The organism is Vibrio sp. M260112 (assembly GCF_036533775.1).
GTDB lineage: Bacteria > Pseudomonadota > Gammaproteobacteria > Enterobacterales > Vibrionaceae > Vibrio.
This window is the reverse complement of the sequence record NZ_JATABH010000021.1, coordinates 54,113-66,104: the sequence shown is the minus strand read 5'-3', so window position 1 is coordinate 66,104 and position 11,992 is coordinate 54,113. Positions and strand designations below refer to the sequence as shown.

Here is an 11,992-nt window from a genome sequence, read left to right as displayed (position 1 = left end):
CATATCACCAAACTGCTTGGCAATTGAAGCAGCATCAAACAGCGGCCCTGTGTGGCTAAACCATGATTTCGCAGTATTAATACTCGCCGCAAGGGCTGCAACATCTTTCCCTGCCTCCAGCCAAAGGTTATGCAGGATCTTGTGTGCATCCTCCAAATCGGTGATAAGAACATGTTGCATGTTCTTCGCCATTTCTTCTTCAAGAGAACACTCTAGAGCAAGAGAATCACTCAATATTTTGTCGACGGTTTGAGTTTGGCTATAAAGCAATGGATCAGAGCGATAAAGGTCGTTCATTGGTGATAAATGACTGGTCGAGTTGGACGTTGTAGATAGTGAAGCAGCAGAGCGACCGCCAAAAGAGACACCTTGCCCCAAGCTCACGCCCACCCCCATATTGATATTGACACCCTGCCCGATATTAACGCCTGAACCCATATCAATTGAGCCAGACATTTGAGCACCAAGGCTCACAGCGTCGCCACTCGAAAGCACAAAACAATTGCCACATCCGGTATCAACCGGATCGTCTTTCATCGCTATCAGCTTGCCACCAATCTTAATATTTCGTGGGCTGCCCTGGATGATTGGACCTACTCCACGACAGTTTTCATCCCCACAAGTACAGGTAGCTAGGTCTCCCAAGAGACTCACATCCAAGTTGTTAATTTTTACGCCAGCACTGCCTGTTAAGACTTTTCCGCCTGTACTGGTTGGGGTTCCAACGGTGACGGCATTATTAAACATGGTGCTTACCAACTTGAAGAAACGTTCGACGTACTCGCAAGCATAAGCAATTGATTTGTTATCAACAAACTCAACGGACAGACCCTAGGCAAAAGGTCACATAATCGACAATTGAGGAAAATTCGACTATTTACCCATTTAGTTTTTGCTGGAACCAATAAAGGGGCAAAAGTTAACTAGAACCCAAAAGGAACAGTTAACCCTATTAATGTTGTTTTCTGTTCCATCGAGCCCCATTAAAGCGTGTTTAAAGAAGCTTATTCAGTTTTTCGCCAAACAGTTCCAAACGCCAACCTTGCATCACATCAGGAAGCGAAGCAGGGTCACGGTCTTTTTTCCACACCCAACTAATAAGCTGATTTAATTGCTTTTTCGATGCTAAGAATTCCGTGGCTAATCCACTCGCCTGAGAGGCGCGTTTAACCTCATCTTTAAGCACTTTAAACTTCTGCTTATAGCCAGGCATATCCATTAGACGCTCAATTTTTTGCGGATACTCCTCTTGCGGAGTCATCAGCGCTGATTTGACGATGGAAATGATACGTGCACTGTGACGCTGAACAGAACGCAAGTCCATCCCCTCCTGCTCCATTCGTTTGCGGCTCTCAATACCCAAACGAGCGACGTTCAGAAGGTCATTTTCTTTGAAGATAAAGTTCAGCGCTAAGTCCCGCTTCAACGCCTCTTTTAGTCGCCATGTTGCTAGAGGTTTCAAAACGGCTAATTCGCTAGGCTTTAATTGCCATGCCCCTTTAACATCAAAGTAGGCGCGCTCGGGTTGAATTGTTTTAATTCGTTTCGAGGCAAGCAAATCACTTTCTTGCTGAGCGGCCTGCCACCAGCCCGCCTGAGTAATTTTCTCAAATAGCTGTTCATAAAGGGGAAGCAAGTAATATACATCGGCCGCGGCATACTCTAGCTGTTTCTCGGTCAATGGTCGCGCCAACCAGTCTGTACGTGACTCACTTTTGTCCAACTCAACGTTTAGGTAATCCGCTACCAGTGCAGCAAAACCTGTCGATAAGCCATGGCCGAGGAAGGCTGCCATTAGCTGCGTATCGACCATAGGGTAAGGTAAACAGTCAAAGCTATTGTGAAATACTTCCAAATCTTCACCACAAGCATGCAGGACTTTCAGCACTGACGTATCTTGCAGTAACTGGACAAACGCCGTCATGTCATCGATGACCGTGGGGTCAATGAGCGACAGGTTTTCTCCATCAAAAAGTTGAATCAAACCTAGCTGTGGATAATAGGTGCGAGTGCGCACAAATTCGGTATCCAACATCACAACGTCCGCTTCCCTAGCGCTGTTACACACTGTTTCTAGCTGTGATGACTGAGTAATAATCTGATATTTCACTAACTTCTCACTATGAGCGATTTCCATCGACATAAAAAATGCCGACTATGTATAGTCGGCATTCTATCACCAATCATTGCGGCTTGCTGAGTTAACTCACTTAGCCTTGTTGCGATTCTGCTAGCTTGGCATCGTTTTCTTCACGAAGTACACGGCGTAGAATCTTACCTACGTTGGTTTTCGGCAGATCGTCCTTAAACTCAACAAGCTTAGGAATCTTGTAACCCGTTAGGTGCTGACGACAGTGAGCGATGATCTCATCTTTAGTCAAACTAGGATCACGTTTAACAACATAGATTTTAACCAGTTCACCAGACACTTCATGTGGCTGACCAATCGCAGCAACCTCAAGTACCTTACCGTGCAAAGCCACGACATCTTCAATTTCGTTTGGATACACGTTAAAGCCAGATACCAAAATCATATCTTTCTTACGGTCGACAATGTGGATTAGCCCTTCATCATCAAACTTAACGATGTCACCGGTCGATAACCACCCTTCGGCATTGATCACCTCTTTGGTGGCTTCAGGGCGTTGCCAGTAGCCTTGCATGACCTGTGGACCACGAACCTGAAGTTCACCAACTTCAGTATTCGCGAGAGGATTACCTTCATCATCAACGATACGAACTTCAGTTGATGGTACCGGTAAACCAATCGCCCCTGTGTAATCAGTCAGGTCATATGGGTTACCCGTTACTAGTGGTGAACATTCTGTCAGACCATAGCCTTCAAGTAGATGAATACCTGTGGTTTTCTTCCATTGGTCTGCGACTGCGCGTTGAACCGCCATGCCACCACCAACTGCCAACTTAAGATTACTGAAGTTGAGTTCATGGAAGTCTTCGTTGTTAACCAATGCATTGAACAGGGTATTAACACCGGTAATCGCAGTAAATGGATATTTTTGTAGCTCTTTAACGAAACCAGGAATATCGCGCGGGTTGGTAATCAATAGGTTCTGACCACCCATTTCGATAAACAGCAGACAGTTCACCGTCAAGGCAAATACGTGGTAGAGCGGTAATGCGGTTACGACTAACTCACGGCCTTCTGACAAAACCGGACCATACGCACCTTTCGCCTGTAGTACGTTGGCAATCATGTTACGGTGAGTAAGAATCGCTCCTTTAGCGACTCCTGTTGTACCACCGGTGTACTGTAAGAAGGCAATATCGTCACCCGACATAAATGGCTTCACGTATTGAAGGCGACGACCTTTGTGTAACGCCTGGCGCATGGAAATTGCGCCTGGTAGGTCATATTTAGGAACCATGCCTTTAACATACTTAACCACGAAGTCGACCAATGTGCCTTTTGCACGCGGTAGCATTTGACCGAGACTGGTCAGAACAACGTGCTTCACTGATGTGTTATCAACGATTTGCTCAAGGGTGTTGGCAAAGTTAGAAACAATCACAATCGCTTTCGCACCAGAGTCGTTCAGTTGGTGCTCAAGTTCACGAGGTGTGTAAAGAGGGTTGACATTGACAGCGATCATACCTGCGCGTAAAACGCCAAACAGCGCCACCGGATATTGCAGGAGGTTAGGCATCATCAAAGCGACACGATCGCCTTTTTTCAACTTCAGCTCATTCTGCAAGTAAGCCGCAAATGCACGGCTACGCTCTTCCAGCTTGCGAAAAGTCATTACCGAGCCCATGTTCATAAATGCAGGCTGGTCAGCGTACTTTTGTACTGACTGTTCAAACATCTCCACCAAGGATGGATATTGATCTGGGTTGATGTGCTCTGGCACATCACTTGGATAACGTGATAACCAAGGTTTATCCACGGTAAAACTCCTCAAAATTAGCTGGCTGTCTACTATGTGAAACGCTCTATTTGCAATGTCGTCTATTACAGCACAGGCGGGCTGCTTGAGCACGAAAGACTCAAACACTTGTTTAAATTTTGTTAACTAAACCAAAAATTAGGCTAGCTACTCTAAAAGGGGATTGCAGATGACAGTGGTGACCACCTTCGATCATCTCTACATGAGTGGAATCGGGAGTATCATTCTGAAAAGACTGCAAATAAGAGAAACCTTGCTCACCAAGAATAACCTGTTGAGGTAGGGTGAGCTGCTGGCGATATACTGCCGCTTGTTCCAGCGACATTCGATACAGTGATTGGCTCTGTAGCTTAACGTCATGTCGCCACTGCCAACCATTTTCTATCTCGATTAGGCCGCGCTTCACGACGGGAGCAATCAACTCTGCGTCAAGTTCGTTCACTTTTGCTCGACGCTCTATCGCTTCTTGGACTGACTGCATGGCACGCATCGGTTTTCTACGGATTCTTTGCCGACTCAATATACCTTCTCGTAGCCGAGAAACGGCATTTTGTGATGATTCAGCCAAAGGTCCGTACCCTTCTATCTGAACTAATCCATCGATTTGCTCAGCAAAGGCGGCACCATAGCAACTTGCAATCAAAGCACCAAGCGAATGACCCACTAGTACCAGTCTGTTTGGCGACAAGTTAGCCAAAAACTGGTAAACGTCCTCTATATAGTCGTGAAATGGGTAGAAATTGCCGCCATTTTTATGGCTAGAAAGGCCATGGCCAGGTAAATCGATTGCGCAAAGGTGAAACTGAGGACTGATTGCGTGTAACTCTCTCATCACGCTTTCGAAGCTAGCCGCGTTGTCCAACCAACCATGTAAAAAAACGACGGATAATTCAGCCGTTTCTTTGCCGCCGTATTCGATGGCTGCAATATGGCCATCGGCAATATTCCATCTACGTTCAACGCGCATTATTTGACTTCTTGAATGACTTTGCCTTGCTTAGGCCCATAACGAGATTCGCGACAATACAGCCCATGACATGGAAATAGGTAACTGTCGAAGTCATGAATGATGACACGTTCTTCAATCCTCCATAGGTGATAACCTTTGACCTTCATTACGGGAAAGTCATAGCTATACTCACCTACCTTTGCTTGTTCTCTAGGTTGAGAGTCACCAAGTAGTGAGATCAGTCGCCCTGTTGATAGGGTCACTGGATCAGCAAATCCCTCAATGTAAGCAACAAAACGGCCTTGAGGCTCTTGGGTAATATCCGGTTTGCCCGATGCACTAATTGGCAGGTTGACGACTTCTACACGAGTGGTGTCTTTAAGGTTGGTCACGCTGGCGACCAAACCACCGAGACGCACTTCATCGCCGCTATTATGCGTAGACTGCCAAACCGTGTAATCGGTGATTAGCTGTGGATTATCGGATTTCAAGGTTTCTGGCAACGCACTACAGGCCGACAGCAATGCTGCACCGACCAAGATGAACAGTGGTTGTAATAGACGAAGAGACATAGCGTTAGACAAGCCCATAACGTTAGATGTAAATATCGACACCAAGCAATCGCGATAGTTCATCACGCTTTGCTTGCGTCATAACGTTCATATACTCCTCCATTGCCTTACGTCCTCGTCCTTGCGGAAGGTCGTACTGAACTTGTGCTTTATGGAGTTCAGATTCGCTGACATGGCGGATAGAATGTGCCACCGCATTCGCCACCTTACTCGGTTGACTAACGGGTGTTTTATCACTTGATTTTTTGACCTCATTCTTCTTATTGGCCTTATTTGCCCTATTGGGGCCAGGGACCGAAGGAGGTAAACCGTTAATTGATACCATACTATCCGCTTATGCCGTTTATCTGATGAACGTCGTTATTCTCTACCCGGTAGTTTCTTCCAAGCAACCGTATCGCGAAGGTAGACTGGGCTCGCCTCTTCGACATCCACTGCGTTACCTTGAGCCAGTTCAAATTTTGCTAGTTGAACAATATCTTCTGCATCAGGGAACAATACATCACTCTTCTGCGTGTTGAACTGTAGACCATTGAGTTGTTCTGGGTAAGCATCCCAACCTGTCCCTGCCGTAAACCATACCTGTTCATCGGCTTGACTATTATCGGCGACCCGCTGAGGTGGCGTGACACACTCACTATCGACCGTTAGCCAAGTGCCATCTTCTTGACGAGTGAAACGTCCCCAATAAACCTCATTCATACGCGCATCAATCGCAGTCGCGACATGGCTTTGAGCGTGTTTACGGTAGACTCCCTGAGCCATAGCTTCTAGTGTCGACACACCGATCATAGGTAAATCCGCGCCGAACGCTAAACCTTGTGCAATACCAATGCCAATTCGCACACCAGTAAAGCTACCCGGGCCACGTCCATAGGCAAGTGCATCCAGTTCCGCTAAGGTTAACCCCGCTTCTTTCAGTACTTCATCTACCATAGGCAGTATTTTCTTGGTGTGATCACGTGGTGCAACTTCACTGCGCACGTACACTTTATCGTCTACTAAAAGAGCAACTGAGCAGTTCTCAGTCGCCGTATCTAGAGCAAGGATCTTTACACTCATTGATATCTCTGATTGTTTGTTTAATTTTGACATGACTTATGTTTAAGAAAGTCCTGTACCACCGCTAGGTCACGTGTGCGGGGTATCGGAGGTAAACTGGTAAGGAAGACCCCACCGTAGTCTCGGGTTACTAAGCGATTATCACAAATAATCAGAGCTCCCCTATCCTTCTTGTCGCGAATTAGGCGCCCAACACCCTGTTTGAGGGTGATTACTGCATCCGGTATTTGAACCTGAGCAAAGGGGTCTCCCCCTTTTAGCTGGCAATCTTCAATGCGAGCCTTCAATAGTGGGTCATCTGGTGCGGTAAAAGGCAATTTGTCGATAATAACACAGCTAAGCGCATCACCTCTAACATCAATCCCCTCCCAAAATGCCCCCGTCGCTACCAGCAGCGCATTCCCCAGCTCCATAAATTCCGCGAGTGTTTTTTGTTTGCTGGTTTCACCTTGCATCAATACAGGTATCGTCAGGTGCTGGCGAAAACGCTCACACAGCTCTTTCATCATGCTATGCGATGTACAGAGAAAGAAACAGCGCCCTTGGTTTTGCTCGATAACAGGGCTTAGCATCGTGACTAACTTGTCGGCCATTCCCGGACTATTCGGTTCTGGCAGATAACGGGGAACACACAACCTCGCCTGACTTTGATAGTCAAACGGACTTGGTAAAGACATTTGAACTTGGGGTTTCAATCCTAGCCGAGCGGTAAAGTGTCCAAAATCGTTGTTCACCGCCAAGGTCGCTGAAGTAAATATCCATGCTCCCTGCTTGAGCTCAATCTGTTCATGGAACTTGTCGGCTACGGTTAATGGGGTGATATGCAGACTGAAATGTCGTGGACTCGTCTCATACCAATAAGAGTAACCCGTAATCGAGACATCACAAACCCTCACCAATCTTGCTTTGATGGTATTGGCGCGTTCAAACGCACTATCCAATAACTGACTGCGCCCCAAAGCAAGCTTGAGTACTTCGATAACAAAATCCAATGTCTCTTCAAGTCGGCGCAACTCTCGGCCAATCGAAGGGGAATTAATGGCTTCGCGCCAATTACCACGAAACCCTGGCTCACCAAGGGCTATGCGCAAATCCATCACCGTCTGATAGAGCTTCTCACCCGCTTTCTGTAGCTGGCGCATATCGCGCGCTTCAGTTCGATAGGCGATTTCAATGTCTTTGCATAACTCATGAACTTGTCGGCTGGATAGAGATTGGCCAAAGTATTGGCTGGCAATGTCCGGTAGCTGATGAGCCTCATCGAAAATAAAAACGTCAGCTTCCGGAATCAATTCCCCAAAGCCAGTTTCTTTGATCGCAAGATCAGCTAAAAACAGGTGATGGTTGACGACCACTATGTCTGCATCCATCGCCTTTTTACGTGCTTTAAGCACAAAGCATTCCTGATAGCTCGGGCACTCTTTACCAAGGCAGTTGTCGTTAGTAGAAGTGATGGTCGGTATCACAGGGCTGTCTTCTGCTATAGCATCACAATCCCCCAAATCTCCGGTTTTCGTTTCGGATGACCAGCTACGCACTTTAACTAACTGACTGAGTAGCGTCGGATCTGCAGTCTGATTGTGGCTTTCCACCATCTGTCGGCTAAGGCGATCTAAACAAAGATAGTTCGCGCGTCCCTTAAGTAAGGCTACTTGACCATAAAATCCGAGCGCATTAGTCATCAAAGGCAGATCACGGTGGAACAACTGTTCTTGGAGGTTTTTAGACCCTGTACTGATGATGGTTTTTTTACCGCTAAGAAGTGCAGGAACCAAGTAAGCAAAAGTTTTACCTGTACCCGTGCCCGCTTCGACCACAACCTGACCTTGCGACTTGATTGCATTGGCAACGACTTCAGCCATGTCGAGTTGTGCTTGGCGCGGTTGAAAACCGGGAATGGCTTTTCCTAATGCGCCTTCAGAAGAGAAGGTTTTTGAAATCATTAAATGCAGAGCGTTAATCTTAAGGGGAGGTAATTATGGCAGTTTTAAGGCCAAGGCGCGAACAGGATTTCGCGCCCTAGGCAATTTATAGATTAACGTTTATTGAGGTAGCGAGTTAACCAAGCAGGGCCAGTGAAACCTTCTTGCTGGCAATCGGACAATGCTTTTGCAGCTTCCGCTGGGGAGGCACGGTTTTCCCACATTTCGTCGAGTAATTCTTCGTCTACTTCCTTTCCACCTGTGAGGGCGCTCACTCTTTCTGAGTACAATTTTCGGGCTAATAACTCTCTATCCATAACTACCACCTAAAAACGCGATAAGAGAAAAAATACCAACATCTAAATTGAGCAAACGGTTAACTCAGATTAATTGTTGAAACCATTTCGATATTAGTTTAATTGTAGCTTCAATAATGCGGGTGAGTTCACCGTTCGCAATCCCGTAAAAAATTCATTATTCAAAAAAATAATTCACGGAAGTTTTAACTAAATGGAAAAGAAAACACTACTGACACATTGTACAGATGCCCCTGGTCTTATTTCGAAGATCACCAATATCTGTTACAAACACCAACTCAATATCATTCACAACAACGAATTTGTCGACAACACCAGCGGCCACTTTTTTATGCGTACCGAGCTGGAAGGTTACTTCAATGACCAGACATTTCTCGCTGACCTCGATCAAGCGTTGCCGCAAGGCGCTAAGCGCAAGCTCATCGGCTCAAATCGTAAGCGTGTCGTTATCCTTGTCACCAAAGAAGCGCATTGTCTTGGTGATATTCTCATGAAAAACTACGATGGCAGCCTAGATGTTGAGATTGCTGCTGTCGTTGGTAACTATGACACGTTACAAAGTTTAACTGAGAAGTTTGGCATTCCTTACCATCACGTATCGCATGAAGGGCTAAATCGCGAAGAGCACGAGCAAAAGCTACTTACAGTGATCGACCAATACCAAGCAGATTACTTAGTGTTGGCGAAATACATGCGCGTGTTAACGCCATCATTTGTTGAGAAGTACCACCATAAGATCATCAATATCCACCACAGTTTCCTTCCTGCCTTTATCGGTGCGAAGCCATACCAGCAAGCGTATGAACGTGGCGTTAAGATCATTGGTGCTACGGCGCACTTTGTGACGAATGATCTGGATGAAGGCCCTATCATCAAACAAGACGTGATACCTGTAGACCACAATTTCAGTGCTCAAGACATGGCGCAAGCAGGCCGCGATGTAGAGAAAAATGTCCTAAGTAAAGCACTCAATAAAGTGTTAAACGATCACGTATTTGTCTACGGCAACAAAACCGTCATTTTGTAATTCAAGCGATAACAAATAAGGCCTCCAACTGGAGGCCTTATCTATTCACTCTCTGGCTTATAATTTAACCGCCAGCTCTACACCCTGCTTAATCGCTCTTACCGCGTCAAGCTCACCCGCATAGTCTGCGCCGCCGATAACATGCAGCTTGTCACCAAACTGTTCCCATTGAGTTTCAAAAGGACGTACCGATTCTTGCCCTGCACAGATGATCACAGTATCTGCATCAAGTAACTGTTTTTTGTCATCAACGCTAATGTGAAGGCCTTGTTCATCGATTTTCTCATAGTTCACTCCACCGAGTAGATTTACACCACGCTTTTCTAAAGTACGCTTGTGAATCCAACCGGTCGTTTTACCCGGACCTTTACCTACACGACCCTTACGACGCTGTAATACCCATACGGTTTTATCACTCAACGATTCAGGATACGGGTAAAGGCCCCCCGGATGAGAAATTTCCTTGTCGATACCCCATTCATGCAGCCAATCGTCAAGATTGTGCCCATTGGGTTCAGTCAGCATAGTCGCAACATCGACACCAATGCCTCCGGCACCAACAATCGCTACCTTATTGCCAACAAAGCTCTTCTCTTTGATCAATGTTTGATAGTCGATCACTTTTTCTGGCGTATCAATGCCTTCAATATTGACTTTGCGTGGTTCAACACCCGACGCCATCACGACTTCATCATACTCAGCGAGCAGATCATAGTTAGCTTCTGTATCAAGATGAAGCTTCACTCCAGTTTGATCTATCCTGTTAGCGAAATAACGAATCGTTTCTCTAAATTCTTCTTTACCCGGGATCTGCATCGCCAGACGGAACTGTCCACCAATTCGGTCATTACGCTCAAACAGATCAACACTGTGGCCTCTTTCCGCTAGTGTCGTAGCACAGGCTAGACCCGCGGGCCCTGCGCCAACCACGGCGATGTTCTTTTTCACCTCAGCCGGTTTGACCACCAGCTCTGTTTCGCGGCAAGCAAGAGGGTTGACTAAGCACCCTGCGCGTTTACCTTTGAACACGTTGTCGAGGCACGCTTGGTTGCAACCAATACAAGTATTAATAAATTGCGACTGATTCTGTTCTGCCTTAATGACAAAATGAGGGTCCGCTAGGAACGGTCTTGCCATTGAGACCATATCGGCATGGCCATTGGCGAGAATCGATTCCGCTTCTTCAGGGGTATTAATACGGTTACAGGTAATAATCGGCACATTGACATGTGGACGAACTTTCTCAGTGACCCAAGTAAATGCCCCACGTGGTACCTGAGTCGCGATAGTAGGAATTCTTGCTTCATGCCAACCAATACCAGTATTGATAATGGTCACACCCGCTTTTTCAAGCTCCTGCGCTAACTCAACCACTTCATCAAAGGTACTGCCCTCCTCCACTAAGTCGAGCATAGAAAGACGGAAGATGATAATAAATTCTTGCCCTGCGGCTTTACGAATCGCTTTGACGACTTCCAATGGGAAACGGATACGATTCTGATAGCTACCGCCCCATTCATCGTAGCGAGTGTTGGTTCGTTTACAGATAAACTGGTTTAGGAGATAGCCTTCTGAACCCATCACTTCAACACCATCATAGCCCGCTTCAACCGCTAAAGCAGCACTCTTAGCAAACGCTTCGATGGTATTGTTGATTTGACGCGTGCTCATTTCACTCGGTGCAAAACGTGCGATTGGCGCTTTAATTGAGGAAGCACTTTGAGCAAAGGGATGCATTGCATAACGACCGGCATGCAATAGCTGTAATGCGATTTTGCCACCATGCTTGTGAACCGCTTCAGTCACGACCTTATGCGCTTTAGCATGTTTGGCTTTACTAAACTCAGCACTAAATGGATGCAGTCGACCACGTAAGTTTGGCGAAAAGCCTCCGGTAACGATTAGGCCTACTCCACCCTTCGCTCTCTCTTCGTAGAACGCAGCAAGCTTGCCGAGACCTTCTTTTTGTTCTTCGAGCCCCGTGTGCATTGAGCCCATCAACACTCGGTTTCTCAATTGGGTAAATCCGAGGTCTAGTGGTTTTAGTAGGTTTGGATACATGGAAGACATCACTTTACTCTATTTTTATTGTGGTCTGACCAGAATACGAAGTCATTAAATAAAAATCAAACACCCGTTTACATTTTTGTAACACCGATCAATCTTACGGTTGTTTGGGTATACTAGTTTAAGTAGGATATAACTATATCTTGAATTCTAAGGTCTTACATTGGATAA

10 protein-coding genes and 2 pseudogenes are annotated in these 11,992 nt (G+C 46.2%); 1 reads left to right on the top strand and 11 read right to left on the bottom strand.

Features of this window, described 5'->3' with window-relative positions:
* From QTN95_RS11210 to QTN95_RS11165, 10 genes and pseudogenes are all read right to left on the bottom strand, one after another.
* Positions 1-297: pseudogene (locus tag QTN95_RS11210) on the bottom strand (hypothetical protein); the annotation flags it as partial.
* A 222-nt stretch (positions 298-519) separates the two neighbouring features.
* Positions 520-747 (bottom strand): annotated as a pseudogene (locus tag QTN95_RS11205) (PAAR domain-containing protein); the annotation flags it as partial.
* Between the two features lie 247 nt (positions 748-994).
* Positions 995-2,110 carry a ribonuclease D gene (rnd, locus tag QTN95_RS11200; RefSeq protein WP_331417536.1) on the bottom strand — a complete coding sequence of 372 codons (1,116 nt, stop codon included), beginning with the start codon at positions 2,108-2,110 and terminating at the stop codon, positions 995-997.
* 100 nt (positions 2,111-2,210) lie between these two features.
* Positions 2,211-3,905, bottom strand: coding sequence for a long-chain-fatty-acid--CoA ligase FadD (gene fadD, locus QTN95_RS11195; protein WP_138970736.1), 1,695 nt, complete (start codon positions 3,903-3,905; stop codon positions 2,211-2,213).
* A 112-nt stretch (positions 3,906-4,017) separates the two neighbouring features.
* Positions 4,018-4,872 carry an alpha/beta fold hydrolase gene (locus QTN95_RS11190; protein ID WP_331417533.1) on the bottom strand — a complete coding sequence of 285 codons (855 nt, stop codon included), beginning with the start codon at positions 4,870-4,872 and terminating at the stop codon, positions 4,018-4,020.
* Positions 4,872-5,426, bottom strand: a complete 555-nt coding sequence (locus QTN95_RS11185) for a Slp family lipoprotein (protein ID WP_331417535.1) — start codon at positions 5,424-5,426, stop codon at positions 4,872-4,874. The genes QTN95_RS11190 and QTN95_RS11185 overlap by 1 nt, the downstream gene beginning before the upstream one ends.
* 22 nt (positions 5,427-5,448) lie before the next feature.
* Complete coding sequence (locus QTN95_RS11180) at positions 5,449-5,751, bottom strand: chromosome partitioning protein ParA (RefSeq protein ID WP_138970738.1); 303 nt, start codon at positions 5,749-5,751, stop codon at positions 5,449-5,451.
* Between the two features lie 35 nt (positions 5,752-5,786).
* The gene (gene tsaB / locus QTN95_RS11175; protein ID WP_331417532.1) at positions 5,787-6,488 is read right to left on the bottom strand and encodes a tRNA (adenosine(37)-N6)-threonylcarbamoyltransferase complex dimerization subunit type 1 TsaB; all 702 of its coding nucleotides are present in this window, start codon (positions 6,486-6,488) and stop codon (positions 5,787-5,789) included.
* A gap of 20 nt (positions 6,489-6,508) precedes the next feature.
* Positions 6,509-8,431: an ATP-dependent DNA helicase gene (locus QTN95_RS11170; RefSeq protein ID WP_331417531.1), complete on the bottom strand. Its 1,923-nt coding sequence runs from the start codon at positions 8,429-8,431 to the stop codon at positions 6,509-6,511.
* A gap of 92 nt (positions 8,432-8,523) precedes the next feature.
* Entirely contained in the window at positions 8,524-8,727 is a 204-nt protein-coding gene (locus QTN95_RS11165) for a hypothetical protein (protein WP_138970741.1), read from the bottom strand.
* A gap of 193 nt (positions 8,728-8,920) precedes the next feature.
* Here QTN95_RS11165 and purU point away from each other — a divergent pair, with 193 nt between their 5' ends.
* Complete coding sequence (gene purU / locus QTN95_RS11160) at positions 8,921-9,754, top strand: formyltetrahydrofolate deformylase (RefSeq protein ID WP_269376043.1); 834 nt, start codon at positions 8,921-8,923, stop codon at positions 9,752-9,754.
* 57 nt (positions 9,755-9,811) lie between these two features.
* Here purU and QTN95_RS11155 read toward each other — a convergent pair whose 3' ends face one another.
* Positions 9,812-11,824: an NADPH-dependent 2,4-dienoyl-CoA reductase gene (locus tag QTN95_RS11155; protein WP_331417530.1), complete on the bottom strand. Its 2,013-nt coding sequence runs from the start codon at positions 11,822-11,824 to the stop codon at positions 9,812-9,814.
* Between the last annotated feature and the right edge of the window lie 168 nt (positions 11,825-11,992).

Coding starts and splice junctions, on each gene's coding strand:
- QTN95_RS11190 (WP_331417533.1), bottom strand. CDS start 4,872: ATGCGCGTTGAACGTAGATGGAATATTGCCGATGGCCATATTGCAGCC.
- QTN95_RS11185 (WP_331417535.1), bottom strand. CDS start 5,426: ATGTCTCTTCGTCTATTACAACCACTGTTCATCTTGGTCGGTGCAGCA.
- QTN95_RS11180 (WP_138970738.1), bottom strand. CDS start 5,751: ATGGTATCAATTAACGGTTTACCTCCTTCGGTCCCTGGCCCCAATAGG.
- tsaB (WP_331417532.1), bottom strand. CDS start 6,488: ATGAGTGTAAAGATCCTTGCTCTAGATACGGCGACTGAGAACTGCTCA.
- QTN95_RS11170 (WP_331417531.1), bottom strand. CDS start 8,431: ATGATTTCAAAAACCTTCTCTTCTGAAGGCGCATTAGGAAAAGCCATT.
- QTN95_RS11165 (WP_138970741.1), bottom strand. CDS start 8,727: ATGGATAGAGAGTTATTAGCCCGAAAATTGTACTCAGAAAGAGTGAGC.
- purU (WP_269376043.1), top strand. CDS start 8,921: ATGGAAAAGAAAACACTACTGACACATTGTACAGATGCCCCTGGTCTT.
- QTN95_RS11155 (WP_331417530.1), bottom strand. CDS start 11,824: ATGTCTTCCATGTATCCAAACCTACTAAAACCACTAGACCTCGGATTT.